17 protein-coding genes are annotated in these 16,094 nt (G+C 71.6%); 5 read left to right on the forward strand and 12 right to left on the reverse strand.

The genetic code is table 11. The features are described from left to right. Positions 1–12: 12 nt before the first annotated feature. From ACLFMI_RS13605 to ACLFMI_RS13615, 3 genes are read left to right on the forward strand one after another with little or no spacing between them, the layout of a single operon-like run. Positions 13–786 carry an enoyl-CoA hydratase-related protein gene (locus ACLFMI_RS13605; protein ID WP_410948197.1) on the forward strand — a complete coding sequence of 258 codons (774 nt, stop codon included), beginning with the start codon at positions 13–15 and terminating at the stop codon, positions 784–786. A 35-nt stretch (positions 787–821) separates the two neighbouring features. After that, the gene (locus ACLFMI_RS13610; protein WP_410948198.1) at positions 822–1,721 is read left to right on the forward strand and encodes a transporter substrate-binding domain-containing protein; all 900 of its coding nucleotides are present in this window, start codon (positions 822–824) and stop codon (positions 1,719–1,721) included. A gap of 59 nt (positions 1,722–1,780) precedes the next feature. After that, complete coding sequence (locus ACLFMI_RS13615; protein ID WP_410948199.1) at positions 1,781–2,692, forward strand: hypothetical protein; 912 nt, start codon at positions 1,781–1,783, stop codon at positions 2,690–2,692. A gap of 7 nt (positions 2,693–2,699) precedes the next feature. Here the strand turns inward: ACLFMI_RS13615 and ACLFMI_RS13620 are convergent, their stop codons facing one another. Further along, a complete protein-coding gene (locus ACLFMI_RS13620) occupies positions 2,700–4,736 on the reverse strand; it encodes a protein meaA (RefSeq protein ID WP_410948200.1) in 2,037 nt (678 codons plus the stop codon). Positions 4,737–4,947: 211 nt separating this feature from the next. Here ACLFMI_RS13620 and ACLFMI_RS13625 point away from each other — a divergent pair, with 211 nt between their 5' ends. Further along, positions 4,948–5,274, forward strand: coding sequence for a hypothetical protein (locus tag ACLFMI_RS13625; RefSeq protein ID WP_410948201.1), 327 nt, complete (start codon positions 4,948–4,950; stop codon positions 5,272–5,274). Positions 5,275–5,279: 5 nt separating this feature from the next. Here the strand turns inward: ACLFMI_RS13625 and ACLFMI_RS13630 are convergent, their stop codons facing one another. Both ACLFMI_RS13630 and murA read right to left on the reverse strand, forming a co-directional pair. Continuing rightward, entirely contained in the window at positions 5,280–6,131 is an 852-nt protein-coding gene (locus ACLFMI_RS13630) for a DUF1206 domain-containing protein (RefSeq protein ID WP_410948202.1), read from the reverse strand. 67 nt (positions 6,132–6,198) lie between these two features. Beyond that, positions 6,199–7,467: a UDP-N-acetylglucosamine 1-carboxyvinyltransferase gene (gene murA, locus ACLFMI_RS13635; protein ID WP_410948203.1), complete on the reverse strand. Its 1,269-nt coding sequence runs from the start codon at positions 7,465–7,467 to the stop codon at positions 6,199–6,201. A 158-nt stretch (positions 7,468–7,625) separates the two neighbouring features. On the opposite strand from murA, the gene ACLFMI_RS13640 reads away from it, so the two are divergent. Then, positions 7,626–8,213, forward strand: a complete 588-nt coding sequence (locus ACLFMI_RS13640; RefSeq protein ID WP_410948204.1) for a cob(I)yrinic acid a,c-diamide adenosyltransferase — start codon at positions 7,626–7,628, stop codon at positions 8,211–8,213. 37 nt (positions 8,214–8,250) lie between these two features. On the opposite strand, the gene ACLFMI_RS13645 is transcribed toward ACLFMI_RS13640, so the two are convergent. The 9 genes from ACLFMI_RS13645 to atpB all read right to left on the reverse strand — a co-directional run bounded on the left by ACLFMI_RS13645 (position 8,251) and on the right by atpB (position 15,893). Further along, positions 8,251–8,700 (reverse strand): DUF2550 domain-containing protein, encoded by a 450-nt coding sequence (locus tag ACLFMI_RS13645; RefSeq protein ID WP_410948205.1) that lies wholly within the window; start codon positions 8,698–8,700, stop codon positions 8,251–8,253. Between the two features lie 21 nt (positions 8,701–8,721). Next, positions 8,722–9,093: a F0F1 ATP synthase subunit epsilon gene (locus ACLFMI_RS13650; protein WP_410948206.1), complete on the reverse strand. Its 372-nt coding sequence runs from the start codon at positions 9,091–9,093 to the stop codon at positions 8,722–8,724. A 50-nt stretch (positions 9,094–9,143) separates the two neighbouring features. Next, a complete protein-coding gene (gene atpD / locus ACLFMI_RS13655) occupies positions 9,144–10,586 on the reverse strand; it encodes a F0F1 ATP synthase subunit beta (protein ID WP_410948207.1) in 1,443 nt (480 codons plus the stop codon). Beyond that, entirely contained in the window at positions 10,586–11,608 is a 1,023-nt protein-coding gene (locus ACLFMI_RS13660; protein ID WP_410948208.1) for a F0F1 ATP synthase subunit gamma, read from the reverse strand. Before ACLFMI_RS13660 ends, atpD begins: the two co-directional genes overlap by 1 nt. A gap of 10 nt (positions 11,609–11,618) precedes the next feature. Beyond that, entirely contained in the window at positions 11,619–13,268 is a 1,650-nt protein-coding gene (gene atpA, locus ACLFMI_RS13665) for a F0F1 ATP synthase subunit alpha (protein WP_410948209.1), read from the reverse strand. A 71-nt stretch (positions 13,269–13,339) separates the two neighbouring features. After that, a complete protein-coding gene (locus tag ACLFMI_RS13670) occupies positions 13,340–14,170 on the reverse strand; it encodes a F0F1 ATP synthase subunit delta (RefSeq protein ID WP_410948210.1) in 831 nt (276 codons plus the stop codon). After that, the gene (locus ACLFMI_RS13675) at positions 14,170–14,718 is read right to left on the reverse strand and encodes a F0F1 ATP synthase subunit B (protein WP_410948211.1); all 549 of its coding nucleotides are present in this window, start codon (positions 14,716–14,718) and stop codon (positions 14,170–14,172) included. Before ACLFMI_RS13675 ends, ACLFMI_RS13670 begins: the two co-directional genes overlap by 1 nt. 52 nt (positions 14,719–14,770) lie before the next feature. Continuing rightward, positions 14,771–15,025, reverse strand: a complete 255-nt coding sequence (locus ACLFMI_RS13680; protein WP_410948212.1) for an ATP F0F1 synthase subunit C — start codon at positions 15,023–15,025, stop codon at positions 14,771–14,773. A gap of 94 nt (positions 15,026–15,119) precedes the next feature. Beyond that, positions 15,120–15,893 carry a F0F1 ATP synthase subunit A gene (atpB, locus tag ACLFMI_RS13685; protein ID WP_410948213.1) on the reverse strand — a complete coding sequence of 258 codons (774 nt, stop codon included), beginning with the start codon at positions 15,891–15,893 and terminating at the stop codon, positions 15,120–15,122. Positions 15,894–16,094 lie beyond the last annotated feature (201 nt).

The following is a 16,094-nucleotide window of genomic DNA, read 5'->3' on the forward strand; positions in this document are numbered from 1 at the left end:
TACCGTCGGCGCATGGCCGACTACGAGCACCTGCTGGTCAAGCAGGACGGCGACACGGTCCGGATCACGATGAACCGCCCGCAGCGGCGGAACTCGCTGACCGCGGAGCACCTGCGTGAGCTGCTGGACGCGTTCGAGACGGCCGGCCGCAGCGACGCCACCGGGATCGTGCTGGGCGGGGAGGGCAAGGCGTTCTCCTCCGGGCACGACTTCGGCGACGTCGCGGAGCGCGACCTCGCCGGCGTCCGGGAGCTGTTGCGGCTGTGCACCACGGTGATGCGCACCGTCGAGGAGGTCCCGCAGGTCGTCGTCGCCCGGGTGCACGCCGCCGCCTGGGCCGCCGGCTGCCAGCTCGTCGCCTCCTGCGATCTGGCGGTGGCCGCCGAGTCGGCGACGTTCGCGCTGCCCGGTGGCAAGGGCGGCTGGTTCTGCCACACCCCGGCCGTGCCGGTCGCCCGCAACGTCGGCCGCAAGCGGCTGATGGAGCTGGCGCTGACCGGGGACGCGGTCGACGCGGCCACCGCGGCCGAGTGGGGCCTGGTCAACTACGCCGTCCCGGACGCCGAGCTCGACGCCCGGGTGGACGACCTGCTGGCCCGCGCCACCCGGGGCAGCCGGCTGTCCAAGGCGGTCGGCAAGCAGACGCTCTACGCCCAGCTCGACCGCCCGGAGGCCGACGCCTACGCGATCGCCTCCGAGGTCATGGCCTCGATGTCGCAGTCCGGCGGGGCGCGCGAGGGGATGGCGTCGTTCCTGGACAAGCGCCCCCCGGAGTGGCCCGACTAGCTCCACCCGCGAGATCACCTAGGCTCGGCCGGACCATGAGCACCCGACCGCTGAGCCGCCGCCACCTGCTGCGCGCCGCCGCCGCCGTGGCCGGGACGGCGGTGGCCGGGCCGTTGCTGGCGAGCTGCGGCAGCGGGTCGGCGGATCCGCTGGAACGGCTGCGGGCCGGCGGCGACGTCGTCGTCGGGCTGTCCGGTGAGCGGCCGTTCGGCTACACCGACGGCACCGGGCGTCCGACCGGCGAGAGCCCCGAGGTGGCGCGCGCGGTCGTGCAGCAGATCGGCGGCGGCGGGCTGGTCGCCGTGCAGCTCGGTTTCGACCAGCTGGTGCCCTCCCTGCTGGAGGGCCAGTTCGACATGATCGCGGTCGGGCTGACCGTCACCCCACTGCGCTGCCAGCAGGTCGCCTTCTCCCGGCCGGACTACATCGCCCGGACCGGGCTGCTGGTACAGGCCGGCAACCCGCTCGGGGTCGCGACGCTGGCCGGCGTCCGGCGCAGCGGCGCGACACTGGCCGTGCTGCAGGGCAGCGCGGAGGCCGAGTACGCGCTCGCCGCGGGCATCCCGGCGGAGCGGACCCTGCCGTTCGACTCGCAGGGTTCGCTGGTCCGCGGGGTCGCCGACGGGTCCGCGCAGGTCGGCGCGCTCACCCGGATCTCGCTGCTCGACGAGGTGCGGCGCAACGCCGGGTCCGGCCTGGAGGTCACCGCCGGTTTCTCCCCGGTGGTGGACGGCCGGCGCGTCTTCGGGGCCGGCGCGTTCGCCTTCCGCCCGGCCGACCACGAGTTCCGCGCGGAGTTCGACCGCGGGCTGACCGCGCTGCAGGAGTCCGGCCGCTGGCTGGAGGTCGCCGAACCGTTCGGCTTCACCGCCGACAACATCCCGCCACGCGACCTCACCGTCGACGACCTCTGCACGCGGACCCCGGATTCCTGACCCCGCGCCCCGGAACCGACCCGTGTGGCACGGGTACCGGCGGATGCGAGGATCACGCCATGGTGCTGCGCATCGCCGGGATCCCGGTCCCCGGCCCGTCCGACCTGCTCTCCGGGGCGGCGAACGTCGTCGACCGGACCGGTGAGCTCGCCGGGTCCGTGGCCGCGCTGCCCGCACGGGCCGGCGGGCTGCTGGACGACGTCGGTGCCCTGGTGAGCCGGATCGGCACCATCGCCGGCCGGGCCGAGGCGCTGCTGGACCGGGTGGACGGCGTCGTCGACCGGGCGGACACGCTGATCGTGCGGGTCTCCGGCGTCGCCGACGAGGCCGGCGGGCTGATCACCCGGGTCTCCGGGGTGGCCGACGACGCCGGCGGACTCGTCGAGCGCGTCACCGGCGTGGCCGGCAACGCCGACGACCTCGTCGCCCGGGTGTCCGCCGTCGCCGGGGACGCCGACCAGCTGGTCCGGCGGGTCGACACCGTCGCCGGCGACGCCGACGGGCTGATCCGCCGGGTCGGCACGGTCAGCGACGGGGCCGGCGACCTGATCGCCCGGGTGGAGCGGGTGACCGAGGACGCGACCGGGGTGATCGGCTCGGCGCAGGGTGTCGCGACCCGGGCGGGCGACGTCGTCGACGAGGCGGCCGGGGCCAGCCGGGAGGCCGGCGAGCTGCTGGAGCTCTACGGCCCGCTGGCCCGGCGCGGGGCCCCGCTGGCCCGGAAGTTCGTCGAGGAGCTCTCCGAGGCCGAGGTGCACGCCGCGATCAAGCTGGTCGACCAGCTGCCGGCGTTCACCGAGCACATGGAGAGCGACATCATGCCCATCCTCGCCACCCTGGACCGGGTCGGCCCGGACGTGCACGAGCTGCTCGATGTCCTCAAGGATGTCCGGCAGGCGATCAGCGGCATCCCCGGGTTCTCGCTGCTCCGGCGCCGGGGCGGCGAGAAGGAGAACGAGCGCGGATCCTGAGGCCCGGCTAGGACCTGCTCCCCGCGGTGTCCAGGCCCTGCGCCCGGCGGATCAGGGTCACGAGCTCGCCCATCATCTCGGTGAGCCGGAAGTTCTTCGGCGTGAACACCGCGGCCACCCCGCCCTCGCGCAGCTGCCGCTCGTCCTCCGGCGGGATGATCCCGCCGACGACGACCGGGATGTCGCCCGCCCCGGCGTCGCGCAGCCCGCGCACCACCGACGGGACGACCTCCAGGTGCGAGCCGGAGAGCACGGACAGCCCGACGGCGTGCACGCCCTCCTGCACCGCGGCCGCGACGATCTGCGACGGCGTCAGCCGGATGCCCTGGTAGACGACCTCGAAACCGACGTCGCGGGCCCGCACGGCGACCTGCTCGGCGCCGTTGGAGTGCCCGTCCAGGCCGGGCTTGCCGACCAGCATCCGCAGCCGCTGGCCCAGCTCGTCGCCGGTGGACCGGACGCGCTCGCGCACCTCGGCGATCTCGGTCGCGCCCTCGCCGGACGCGGACGCCGCGGACACTCCGGTCGGGGCCCGGAACTCGCCGAACACCTCGCGCAGCGCGCCCGCCCACTCGCCGGTCGTCACGCCCGACTTCGCGCAGTCGATCGAGACCTGCATCAGGTTCTGCTCGGTCTTCGCGGCGTCGCGCAGCGCGCGCAGCGCGTCCTCGACGGCCGCGCCGTCCCGGTCGTCCCGCCAGGCCCGGATCGCCTCGATCGCGGACTCCTCGGTCTCCGCGTCCACCGTGAAGATCGACTCGGCGCCCTCGGCCTGCAGCGGGCTCGGCTCGGTGGTGTCGAACTTGTTCACCCCGACGACCACCCGCTCGCCGGACTCCATCCGGCGACGGCCCTCGGCCAGCGCGCTGACCAGCTCACCCTTCATGTAGCCGCTCTCGACGGCGGCGACCGCGCCGCCCATCTCCTGCACCCGGTCGATCTCCGCCCGGGCACCCTCGACGAGGTCGGCGACCTTGGCCTCGACCACGACCGAGCCCTCGAACAGATCCTCGTACTCGAGCAGGTCGGTCTCGTAGGCCAGCACCTGCTGCATCCGCAGGGCCCACTGCTGGTCCCAGGGCCGCGGCAGGCCGAGCGCCTCGTTCCAGGCCGGCAGCTGCACGGCCCGGGCGCGCGCATCCTTGGACAGCGTGACGGCGAGCATCTCCAGCACGATCCGCTGGACGTTGTTCTCCGGCTGCGCCTCGGTCAGCCCGAGCGAGTTGACCTGCACGCCGTAGCGCAGGCGGCGCTGCTTGGGGTTCTCGACGCCGTAGCGCTCCTCGGTGATCTCGTCCCAGAGGCGCGCGAAGGCGCGCATCTTGCACATCTCCTCGACGAACCGCAGGCCGGCGTTGACGAAGAACGAGATCCGCCCGACGACGTCGCCGAACTGCTCCGGCGGGACCTGGCCGGAGTCGCGCACCGAGTCCAGCACCGCGATCGCGGTGGACAGCGCGTAGGCCAGCTCCTGGGTCGGCGTCGCCCCGGCCTCCTGCAGGTGGTAGCTGCAGATGTTGATCGGGTTCCACTTGGGGATCTCGGTGACCGACCAGGCGACCATGTCCGTGATCAGGCGCAGGCTCGGCGCCGGCGGGAACACGTAGGTGCCCCGGGACAGGTACTCCTTGACGATGTCGTTCTGGGTGGTGCCGGCGAGCTTCGCCCGGACCTCGGCGTAGTCGAGGCCCTGCTCCTCCGCCTGCTCCTCGGCGACGGCGACGTAGAGCGCCAGCAGCCACATGGCCGGGGCGTTGATGGTCATCGAGGTGTTCGCCTCGGCCATCGGGATGCCGTCGAACAGCGCACGCATGTCACCGATGTGGCTGACCGGCACCCCGACCTTGCCGACCTCGCCCTTGGCCAGCTCGTCGTCCGGGTCGTACCCGGTCTGGGTGGGCAGGTCGAACGCCACCGAGAGACCGGTCTGCCCCTTGGCCAGGTTGCGCCGGTAGAGCTCGTTGGTCTGGGTGGCGGACGAGTGGCCGGCGTAGGTACGGATCACCCACGGGCGGTCCCGTTCACGATCGGTCGGGTACGGCACCGGACACCTCCGCGTCGTCGTCGGCCCGAGTCGGGGACGATACTACTGGCGAGTAGCGGGGACTCGGCACGGCGTCGTCCCTCGTCACATCCTTGTGCGTGGCAAAGTACGCGATCCGCGCGGGAAACCGTGCGCTGGATCGGTTCACCCGGACCCGTCGGGGAGTCCGCGCGGCACTGCGCACCCGGTCCGGATTTGCGACGATCGACCGGTGTCGGTCGAGGTGGTGCCGCGGATCGGCGAGGTCATCGGCGTGCTGCTGGCGCTCGGCGTGCTGGTACTGCTGCTGCGCTGGACGTTCGGGCACCACAAGAACGTGACGCTGCCCACCGACGACCCGGACGATCCGGTGGCGACCGGCCTGCTGACCGAGGTGACCCGGGCCCCCGGCCCGGACGCGGCCAGGGTGCTGCGCGACCGGCTGCGCTCCGAGGGGGTCCGCGCGACCGTCTCACGCGCCGACGGCGGCGCCTACGCGGTGCTGGTGTTCCCGCAGGACGTCGCGGACGCGAAGGTCGTGCTCAGCCTCGATCGGTGATCGGGTCAGGTCACCCGGTGGTAGCGGGCGTCGAGGAAGCAGAAGATCCCGTAGCAGGCGATCCCGAGCCCGACCGCGATCAGCAGGAACACCCCGTACGGCTGCTCGCGCAGCGCCTTCAAGGCCGAGTCCACCCCGTTCGCCCGCTGCGGGTCGACGGTCAGCGCGGCGACGCCCAGCAGGATCCCGAGCACACCGATCGCGATCCCCTTGGCGATGAAGCCGATCTGGCCGGTACGCACGTTCAGCCGCTGCTTCCGGCGGCCGGCCCCGGAGAGGTCCTGGTCCTCCAGGAAGTTCTTCTGCCAGCCGTTCCAGATCATCACCCCGCCGCCGACCAGCACGCCCAGGCCGACCAGCGCGGTGATGACCTGCCCGCCCGGCAGGCCCAGCAGGCCGGCGGTGGCCTGACCGCCCCCGCCGGACGACGTCCGTCCGCTCAGCGCGGTCGTGGCCGCGAGCACCGCGAGCGCCGCGTAGACGACGGCCAGGCCGGCCGAGATGAGCCGCTTGGTCAGCCGCCGGTTCCGGTCCCCGAGGTAGCCGAAGCCCCAGACCGCCGACACCGCCCGCCACAGCACGACGGCGGCGAACCCGACGACCAGCACCCACAGCACCATTCGTCCCAGCGGGTCCGCCGCGATCGCGCCGAGCGCGCCGCTCTGGTCCGCCTGGCCGCCGGAGCCGAGCGCGATCTGCATCGCCAGCCAGCCGATCAGCAGGTGCAGGACGCCGTTCGCGCCGATCCCGCCCCGGGCGGCGATCCGCACGGGCATCGAATGGGCGACGTCCCGGGCGCCCCGGCCGGCCTTGCGGCCCACCCGGGAGACGTCCGACGCATCGGGTGTGCTGACCATTCCGGCCCCCTCGAACGTGTGATCAGATGTGAAGAGTGGCACACCCGCGAACGATCGTCTCCGGTGACTACCGGTGCGGCTCGCCGGCCACCCGGGAGATGTCGGCGCCGAGATCGCGCAGGTTCTCCACGAACCGCGGGTAGCCACGGTCGATGTGCGCGACGTCCCAGACCTCGGTGGTGCCCCGGGCACACAGCCCGGCCAGCACCAGCCCGGCGCCGGCCCGGATGTCGCTGGCCCAGACCGGCGCGCTGGACAGCTCCGGGCGCCCGCGCACCACGGCGTGGTGGCCGTCGGTGCGGGCGTCGGCGCCGAGCCGCACCATCTCGTCGACGAACCGGAACCGGGCCTCGAACACGTTCTCGGTGATCATCGACGTGCCGTCGGCCACCGCGGAGAGCGCGATCGCCATCGGCTGCAGGTCGGTCGCGAAACCCGGGTAGGGCAACGTCACGAAGTCCACCGCCTGCGGGCGCTCCGGCATCGCGACGCCGAACTCCTGGTCCCCGACGGTGATCTCGGCGCCGGCGCTGCGCAGCTTGTCCAGCACGAGGTCGATGTGGTGCGGATCGACCCCGCGCACCCTCACCTCGCCCCGGGTCATCGCCGCCGCGAACGCCCAGGTGGCGCCGACGATCCGGTCCCCGATCACCCGGTGCGTGGTCGGTTGCAGCCCGGTGACGCCGTGCACGACCAGCGTGGAGGATCCGACGCCCTCCAGCTTCGCGCCCATCTGGGACAGCATCACGCAGAGGTCGACGATCTCCGGCTCGCGCGCCGCGTTGTCGATCACCGTCGTCCCGGCGGCGAGCACCGCGGCCATCAGGATGTTCTCGGTCGCGCCGACGCTGGGGAAGTCCAGCCAGATCTGCGCGCCGTGCAGGTCCTGGGCGGACGCCGTGACGCTGCCGTGCTCGATGTCGGTGGTCGCGCCCAGCTTGCGCAGCCCGTTCTGGTGCATGTCCAGCGGCCGCGAGCCGATCGCGTCACCGCCGGGCAGCGGGACCACCGCGCGCCGGCAGCGGGCGACCAGCGGGCCCAGCACGCAGACCGACGCCCGCAGCCGCGACACCGAGCGGTAGTCGGCCTCGGCGCCGGGGTCGGCCGGGACGTCGATGTGCACGGTCGGTCCCTCGATCGCCACCGTGCACCCGAGGCTGCGCAGCACGTCCGCCATCAGCGGCACGTCCAGGATCTCCGGGCAGTTCTCGAGCGTCGTCCGGCCCTCGGCCAGCAGCGCAGCGGCCATCAGCTTGAGCACGCTGTTCTTGGCCCCGACGACGTCGACGGACCCGGTCAGCCGGGCCCCGCCGCGGACCGCGAAATGCTCCACCACGACCGGAACGGTAACGGCCGCACCACCCGCACGGATGCAGACCCCGGCCCGGTGGAACGGGTTGCGCCGTCCGGCGCAGCGGACGGGACGGACGGCGCCGGGGCGGGCGTGACGGCACCGTCTGGTGGTCGCGCGGGCCGCACGCCTAGCCTGTCGGAGTGGCGGTGCACCTGACGCGGATATACACGAAGACCGGCGACGACGGGACGACCGCGCTGGGTGACTTCAGCCGGGTTCCCAAGACCGACGTCCGGCTGGCGGCCTACGCCGACACCGACGAGGCGAACGCCGCGCTCGGCGTCGCGGTGACGGTCGGCGGGCTCGCCGAACGGGTCCTCGGCCCGCTGCGGCAGATCCAGAACGACCTGTTCGACGTCGGTGCCGACCTCTGCACGCCGATCGTCGAGGATCCGGAGTACCCGCCGCTGCGGGTCACCGAGGGCTACGTGACGCGGCTCGAGGCGTGGTGCGACGAGTTCAACCCGGAGCTGCCGAAGCTGAACTCGTTCATCCTGCCCGGCGGGACACCCGGCGGCGCGTACCTGCACGTCGCCCGGACCGTCTCCCGGCGCGCCGAGCGGTCGGTGTGGGCGCTGCTGGAGGCCGACGCGGAGCGCACGAACCCGCTGACGGCGCAGTACCTGAACCGGCTCTCGGACCTGCTGTTCATCCTGGGCCGGGTCGCGAACCCGGACGGCGACGTCCTCTGGCAGCCCGGCGGCCCGCACGGCAAGCCCGACGCCTGACCCGCTCTCCCCCGCGTCGTGGAGCGATGCGGGTTCGTCAGGAGGCTTCGCGGTAGCCGGGGCGGCGCCCCGGCGGGGTGGACTCCAGCCAGGCGAGGAAGCCGGTGCGGACGTCCCGGGACATCGCCAGCTCGACGTCGACACCCCGGCCCGAGGCGTCCCGGCCGCGGCAGCGGAGCACCTCGACCGCCGTCGGGATCGCGAACTCCTCCGACCGCAGCGGCGGCCGCCGGTCCACGATCTCCAGCTCGCCGCGTTCCAGCACCACGGTCGCGCGGATCCGGAAGCTCGTCAGCCGGTACCAGGCGAACCGCTCGCCCTCGTAGCGGCCGACCCCGAAGTGCCAGTCCGTGACAGCGAAACGGCGGCGCAGACACAGGTCCACACCGCCGTTGCGCATCAGTCGTACCCGCCGTACGGCGAGCCAGACCAGCGGGGCGACCAGGCACAGCAGCAGAACCCCGACGATCGCCGCCACGAGTTCCACTACTGCGCTGTCCTCCCGCCGCTAGCCGGCCTCGGCCGCGCGGAGCCGGGCCTCGGCCCGGGCCCTGGCCGCCTTGCCCTCGTCGGACGACACGTCGGCCGCATCCAGCGCCCGCCGGGCCCGGTCGACGTCGATCTCGGTCGACTGCTCGGCGAACTCGGCGAGGATCGACACCCGCTCGGCCGACACCGACAGGAAACCGCCGTGCACCGCGATGGTGTGCTTCGCCCCGTCGGTGGCGTCGACGCGCACGACGCCGGCCTCCTCGAGCTGGGCCAGCATCGGCTGGTGGCCGGGCAGGACACCGACCTCGCCGACGGTGGTGCGGGCGAGCACGAAGTGCGCGTCACCCGACCACAGCCGGCGCTCCACGGAAACCAGTTCAACAGTCATCTCAGCAGGCATCGTGAGCCTCCGCTGTCCCTTCGCTCCGCAAGCTCCGCTCAGCCCTCGAGCTTCTTGCGGTTGCGCTCCAGGTCGTCCAGACCACCGCAGAGGAAGAACGCCTGCTCGGGCACGTCGTCGAACTCGCCCTTGGCGATCTTGTCGAACGCCTCGATGGTCTCCTTCAGCGGGACCGTCGAGCCCGTCTGGCCGGTGAACTGCTCGGCGACCAGCAGGTTCTGCGACAGGAAGCGCTCGATCCGGCGGGCCCGGCCGACCAGCTGCTTGTCCTCCTCGGACAGCTCGTCGATACCGAGGATCGCGATGATGTCCTGCAGGTCGTTGTACTTCTGCAGGATCCGCTTGACCTCGTTGGCGACCCGGAAGTGCTCGTCGCCGACGTACTGCGGGTCCAGGATCCGCGACGTCGAGGTCAGCGGGTCCACCGCCGGGTAGATCCCCTTCTGGGAGATCGGCCGGGAGAGCTCGGTGGTGGCGTCCAGGTGGGCGAACGTGGTCGCCGGAGCCGGGTCGGTGTAGTCGTCCGCGGGGACGTAGATCGCCTGCATCGAGGTGATCGAGCGGCCCTGGGTCGAGGTGATCCGCTCCTGCAGCTCGCCCATCTCGTCGGCCAGGGTGGGCTGGTAGCCCACCGCGGACGGCATCCGGCCGAGCAGGGTGGAGACCTCCTGGCCGGCCTGGGTGAACCGGAAGATGTTGTCGATGAACAGCAGGACGTCCTGCTCCTGCACGTCCCGGAAGTACTCCGCCATGGTCAGCGCGGAGAGGGCGACACGCATACGGGTGCCCGGCGGCTCGTCCATCTGGCCGAACACCAGCGCGGTGTTCTTCATGACGCCCGACTCGGTCATCTCCGTGATGAGGTCGTTGCCCTCACGGGTGCGCTCGCCGACGCCGGCGAACACCGAGGTGCCACCGAAGTTCAGCGCGACACGCTGGATCATCTCCTGGATCAGCACGGTCTTGCCCACGCCCGCGCCGCCGAACAGGCCGATCTTGCCGCCGACCACGTACGGGGTCATCAGGTCCAGCACCTTGATGCCGGTCTCCAGCATCTCGGTCCGGCCCTCGAGCTGGTCGAACCGGGGCGCCTTCTGGTGGATCGAGCGCAGGTCGCCGGTCGCCGCGAAGGACGGGTCGTCCAGGCAGTCGCCCAGGGCGTTGAACACGTGGCCCTTGACCTGGTCGCCCACCGGCACCGAGATCGGACGGCCGAGGTCGGTGACCTCCTGGCCACGGACGACGCCGTCGGTCGGCTGCATGGAGATCGCGCGGACCAGGTTGTCGCCCAGGTGCTGGGCGATCTCCAGGGTCAGCTTGCGCTTGTCCCCGGACAGGTCGACGTCCAGGGACAGCGCGTTGTAGAGGTCGGGAACCTGGTCCCGCGGGAACTCGACGTCGAGAACCGGGCCGGTGACCCGGACGACACGCCCGGTGACGGTGCCGGTGCCGGTGCCCGTGGTATCGGCTGTTGCGGTCATCAGCTCTCACTTCCTGCACTCGCGAGCGCGTCGACCCCACCGACGATCTCGCTGATCTCCTGGGTGATCTGAGCCTGACGGGCCTGGTTGGCCTCCAGGGTCAGGTTACGGATCAGTTCGTTGGCGTTGTCGGTCGCGGCCTTCATGGCCCGCTGCCGGTTCGCCGACTCCGAGGCCGCCGACTCCAGCAGCGCGGCATAGAGGCGGGCGCCGATGTAGCGCGGCAGCAGCGCGTCGAACAGCGTGTCCGGGTCCGGCTCGAACTCGTACAGCGACTGCAGGCCCTTGCTGCCCGAGTGCTCCTCCTGGCTCTGCGCGGTGTCGGCGTCGGCGTCGTCCGCCGGGTCCGCCGCGACCGAGATCCCGCCGGAGTACTCGACCTCCAGCGGCGCCATCCGCCTGGCCTGCGGGACCTGCGTCATCATGTTCTTGAAGCTGGTGTACACCAGGTGGAGCTCGTCCACGCCGCGCACGCCGTCCTCGCCCGCCTGGTCACCGTGTTCGGCCCCGTGGCCATCGCCGTCGTCCGCGCCGGCCATGAACGCGTCGACCAGCGTCTTCGCCGCCTCGGCCGCGTTCTCGTAGCCGGGCTGCTCGGAGAAGCCGGTCCAGGACTGCTCGACCTCGCGCTTGCGGAACCGGTAGTACGAGACGCCCTTGCGGCCGATCACGTAGAGCACCGGCTCCTTGCCCTGCTCGCGCAGCAGCGACTGGAGCTGCTCGGCCTCCTTCAGGACGTTCGCGTTGTAGCCGCCGCACTGCCCGCGGTCGCTGGTCACGACCAGCACCGCGGCCCGCTTCGGCGTCTCCCGCTCGACCAGCAGCGGGTGGTCCAGCGCCGAGTTCGAGGCGAGCTCGGAGAGGGTGCTGGTCATCAGCTCGGCGTACGGGCGTGCCTCGTCCACCCGCGCCCGGGCCTTCGCGATCCGTGAGGTCGCGATCAGCTCCTGGGAGCGGGTGATCTTCTTGATGGACTGCGTCGACTTGATACGCCGGCGCAGCACCCGGATCTGTGCCGCCATATGCTCAGCCTCAGCTCTTCGGGGCCGACTTGTTGACCGTGACGGTCTCCTGGTCGACGTCGTCGGAGTCCAGCGCCTCGGCCGGCTTCTCGTTCGGCACCGTCGAGGAACCGTCGGACGCGGTGAACTCGTTCTTCTTGAAGCTGTCCACCGCGTTCGTGAGCGTCTCGGCCGCGTCGTCCGAGAGCTTCCCGGTGTCGACGATCTCGTTCAGCGGGCCCTCGGCGTGCCGGCGGCTGTACTCGCGGAACTCCTGCTCGAAGCGCTGCACGTCGCCGACCGGCACCGAGTCCAGCTTGCCCGTGGTACCCAGCCAGATCGAGACGACCTGGTCCTGCACCGCGACCGGCGCGTACTGGGCCTGCTTGAGCAGCTCCACCAGACGCTCGCCACGGCCCAGCGTGGCGGCAGAGGCGGCGTCGAGGTCGGAACCGAAGGCGGCGAACGCCTCCAGCTCGCGGAACTGCGAGAGGTCCAGACGCAGCGAGCCCGCCACCGTCTTCATCGCCTTGACCTGGGCGTCACCGCCGACCCGGGAGACCGAGATGCCGACGTTGATCGCCGGCCGGACGCCCTGGTTGAACAGGTCCGACTCCAGGAAGACCTGGCCGTCGGTGATGGAGATGACGTTGGTCGGGATGTAGGCCGACACGTCGTTCGCCTTGGTCTCGATGATCGGCAGGCCGGTCATCGACCCGGCGCCGAGGTCGTCGGAGAGCTTGGCGCAACGCTCCAGCAGCCGGGAGTGCAGGTAGAAGACGTCGCCCGGGTAGGCCTCACGGCCCGGCGGGCGGCGCAGCAGCAGCGAGATCGCGCGGTAGGCCTCGGCCTGCTTGGACAGGTCGTCGAACACGATCAGGACGTGCTTGCCCTGGTACATCCAGTGCTGGCCGATGGCCGAGCCGGTGTAGGGGGCGAGCCACTTGTAGCCGGCCGGGTCGGAGGCCGGGGCGGCGACGATCGTCGTGTAGTCGAGCGCGCCGGCCTCCTCGAGCGACTGCCGGACACCGGCGATCGTGGAGCCCTTCTGGCCGATCGCGACGTAGATGCAGCGGACCTGCTTCGACGGGTCGCCGGAGTCCCAGTTGTCCTTCTGGTTGATGATCGTGTCGATGCAGACCGCGGTCTTGCCGGTCTGGCGGTCGCCGATGATCAGCTCGCGCTGGCCGCGCCCGATCGGCGTCATGGCGTCGATCGCCTTGATGCCGGTCTGCAGCGGCTCGCTCACCGACTGGCGCTCCATCACCGAGGCGGCCTGCAGCTCGAGCACGCGCCGGGAGTCGGTCTCGACGTCGCCGAGCCCGTCGATGGCGTTGCCCAGCGGGTCGATGACCCGGCCGAGGTAGCCCTCGCCGACCGGCACCGAGAGGACCTCACCGGTACGGGTGACCTGCTGGCCCTCCTCGATCCCGGTGTAGTCGCCGAGGATGACGGCGCCGATCGCGTTCTGCTCCAGGTTCAGCGCGACGCCGCGGACGCCGCCCTCGAACTCCAGCAGCTCGTTGGTCATGGCCGAGGGCAGGCCCTCGACGTGGGCGATGCCGTCACCGGTGTCGGACACGGTCCCGACCTCGCGCCGGGACGTGCCGCTCTCCAGCGACGAGACGTAGCTGGAGATCGCACTCCGGATCTCCTCGGAGGAGATCGTCAGCTCTGTCATGGCTGCGTCGTTCCTTCTCTCGAACGGGGTCTGAGATCGTGCCGCCGGCTCGGCGGTTCGAGCTCAGCAGGTCAGCTGGGCAGGGAGCGGCGCGCGGCGGCGAGTCTGCCCGCCACGCTGCCGTCGATGACCTCGCCGCCGACCTGCACGACCAGTCCTCCGAGGAGGTCCCGGTCGAGCTCGACCTGCAGGGAGATCGGACGGCCGTAGATCCGGCCGAGGGTGTCGGCGAGCGTCGACTCCTGCTGGGAGGTCAGCTCGACGGGGGTACGGACCTTCGCCACGGAACGGTCCCGGCGGGCCGCCGCGAGCTCGGCGAGCTCCTCGGCGACGACGTCGAGGTGCCGGCCCCGGGGCATCCGGACGGTCTGGCGCAGCAGCGAGGCGGTCACCGGGTAGACCCGGTCACCGAGCACCTGGTCCAGCAGCTCCACCCGGCCGTCTCCCGGCCTGGTGGTGTCGGCCAGCAGGCCGGTCAGCTCCGGCTCGGAGGCGAGGATGCGCCCGAACCGGAACAGCTGGTCCTCGACCTCGTCCAGCGAGCCGTTCCGCTCGGCGACCGCGACGGTGGCCTGGCGACCCAGCGTCTCGGCCGCGGTGACCACGTCACCGGACGCCGACCAGCGCTTGCGCACCAGCTCGGAGACCAGGTCCAGGGTCGGCTCGGACAGCTGCCGGCCGAGCAGGCTGCGCACCAGCTCGACCCGGCTCTCCGCCGGGGAGGCCCCGTCGGCCAACAGGCGCTGGACCGGCCGCTCGCCGGCCAGGAACCGGGCCACGGCGAACAGCTCGTCCGCGGTGGCCGTCAGCTCCCGGGCCGACGCGCCGTCGACGTAGGCGTCCAGCCGCTCGGTCAGCGCGGCGAGCGCCTCCCGGGTGGCCGGCTGCAGGACCCGTGCCATCAGTTCGCTCCGCTCCGCTGAGCCGCGCCCAGCCCGTCGAGCTCGCCCAGGAACGAGTCGATGGTCGCGGAGCGCTGCGAGTCGTCGGAGAGCCGCTCACGCAGCAGGCGCTCGGCCAGCTGCACCGACAGCCCGCCGACCTCGCCACGCAGCGCGCGCTGGGCGGAGTCGCGGGCCGCGACGACCTGCTCCTCGCCCCTGGCCTTGATCCGCGCGGCCTCCTGCTCGGCCTCGGCGCGCAGCTCGGACTTGATCTGCTGGCCCTCGGCGCGGGCGTCGTCGCGGATGCGCGCCGCCTCGGCCCGCAGACCGGCCAGCTGCTCCTCGTACTCCTTCTTCAGCCGGTCCGCCTGCTCCTGTGTCTCCTGAGCACGCTTCAGACCGCCCTCGATGGCGTCCGTCCGCTCCTCGTAGAGCTTCTCGAAGCGCGGCACCGCGAACTTCCAGAGCACGAAGAGCAGGACCGCGAACGCCACCACACCGAGGATCAGCTCCGATGGCAGCGGGATGATCGGCAGCGGTTCCTCGGCGGCAAGAATCAGTTCCACCGTGTGTCCTTCCCTGACGTGGCCGCCGGTGACTCCGACCGGCTTGGAATGATCAGCCGCCCTGGGCGATGAAGAACAGCACCAGGCCGATCAGCATGACGAGCTCGGAGAGCACGAAGGTGGTCCAGCCGATACCCATGAGCTGGCCGCGGGCCTCCGGCTGGCGGGCGGTGCCGCTGATGACGGCCGACCAGATCAGGCCGACGCCGATGCCGGCGCCGATGGCGCTGGCGCCGAAGCCGATGGCCGCGAGGCCCGGGTTGATGTTGGCGGCCTGGGCCAGCACCTGGGTGGTGGAGTCGCTCACTTCGGTTTCCTTCCGTCGGGTCCGCAGGGTGCGGGTCGTTCGGTGGTTCGGGCCGGACGTGCCGGCGGTCGGATCGGCGCCGCAGCGCCGGGATCTAGTGCTCCTCCGAGATCGCCGCGCCGATGTAGACCGCGGCGAGCAGGGCGAAGACGTAGGCCTGGATGACCTGCACCAGGGCCTCCAGGAACGTGAACGCGATGCCGGCGACGAACACGAACGGCGCCGGAACCGTCAGCGCCCCGCCCGCGAACAGCAGGAACTCCGCCGCCACCGCGGTGAGCGCGATGATCAGGTGGCCGGCGAACATGGCGGCGAACACACGCAGTGCCAGCGAGAGCGGCTGGAAGAGGAACTTCTGCGCGATCTCGATGACGATGATCAGCGGCGCGATGAAGAGCGGCACGCCCGGCGGCAGCGCGGCATGCTTGATGTAGCCGGTGAAGCCGTGCTTCCGGAACCCTGCGTAGTGGTAGAAGACGTAGACGAAGATCGCCAGCGCGATCGGGAAGCCGATCCGCGACATCGTCGGGAACTGGAGCACCGGGACGATCGCGAACAGGTTGTTCACCAGGATGAAGCTGAACAGGCCGAGGATCAGCGGGATGAACCGCTTGAAATCCTCCGCGCCGATCTGGTCCCGGGCCATCGTGTTGCGCGGGATGTTGTAGAACGACTCCAGCGCGAACTGGCCCTTGCCCGGGAGGATCGCCATCTTGCGGGTCCCGAGAGTGAACACCGCGACGACGATGAGAAGCGACAGCACCGCGAGGACCATCGGCTTCGTGACGTCACCGAAGATCGGCGGGTAGTTGAAGAGTCCCTGGCCGGGCGGCGTGAACTCCTCTGCCGCAAGTACGAACGTACCCAATGGGGGTCCTTCCGGTGCTCCCGTCCCGCGTCCACGCGAAACGGGGGATCGCCTGCAAGGTGCCTCGTAACGCGATGCCTCGGGGTCCGGGTCGAGACACCGGCGGTCACCCGCACATCGCCAACGAGGCGGATGCTATCAGCCGTTCTTCTACAGCATGTCGGGGCCTGGCACGCAGCTCACCTGCACCTTCGCCGGTTG

The organism is Pseudonocardia nantongensis (assembly GCF_046546495.1).
Lineage (GTDB): Bacteria > Actinomycetota > Actinomycetes > Mycobacteriales > Pseudonocardiaceae > Pseudonocardia > Pseudonocardia nantongensis.

Excerpts from the sequence above, each read along its gene's own strand:
- atpA (WP_410948209.1), bottom strand. The coding sequence starts at position 13,268 with ATGACAGAGCTGACGATCTCCTCCGAGGAGATCCGGAGTGCGATCTCC.
- ACLFMI_RS13615 (WP_410948199.1), top strand. The coding sequence starts at position 1,781 with ATGGTGCTGCGCATCGCCGGGATCCCGGTCCCCGGCCCGTCCGACCTG.
- atpD (WP_410948207.1), bottom strand. The coding sequence starts at position 10,586 with ATGACCGCAACAGCCGATACCACGGGCACCGGCACCGGCACCGTCACC.
- ACLFMI_RS13650 (WP_410948206.1), bottom strand. The coding sequence starts at position 9,093 with ATGACTGTTGAACTGGTTTCCGTGGAGCGCCGGCTGTGGTCGGGTGAC.
- ACLFMI_RS13630 (WP_410948202.1), bottom strand. The coding sequence starts at position 6,131 with ATGGTCAGCACACCCGATGCGTCGGACGTCTCCCGGGTGGGCCGCAAG.
- ACLFMI_RS13670 (WP_410948210.1), bottom strand. The coding sequence starts at position 14,170 with ATGGCACGGGTCCTGCAGCCGGCCACCCGGGAGGCGCTCGCCGCGCTG.
- ACLFMI_RS13610 (WP_410948198.1), top strand. The coding sequence starts at position 822 with ATGAGCACCCGACCGCTGAGCCGCCGCCACCTGCTGCGCGCCGCCGCC.
- ACLFMI_RS13605 (WP_410948197.1), top strand. The coding sequence starts at position 13 with ATGGCCGACTACGAGCACCTGCTGGTCAAGCAGGACGGCGACACGGTC.
- ACLFMI_RS13660 (WP_410948208.1), bottom strand. The coding sequence starts at position 11,608 with ATGGCGGCACAGATCCGGGTGCTGCGCCGGCGTATCAAGTCGACGCAG.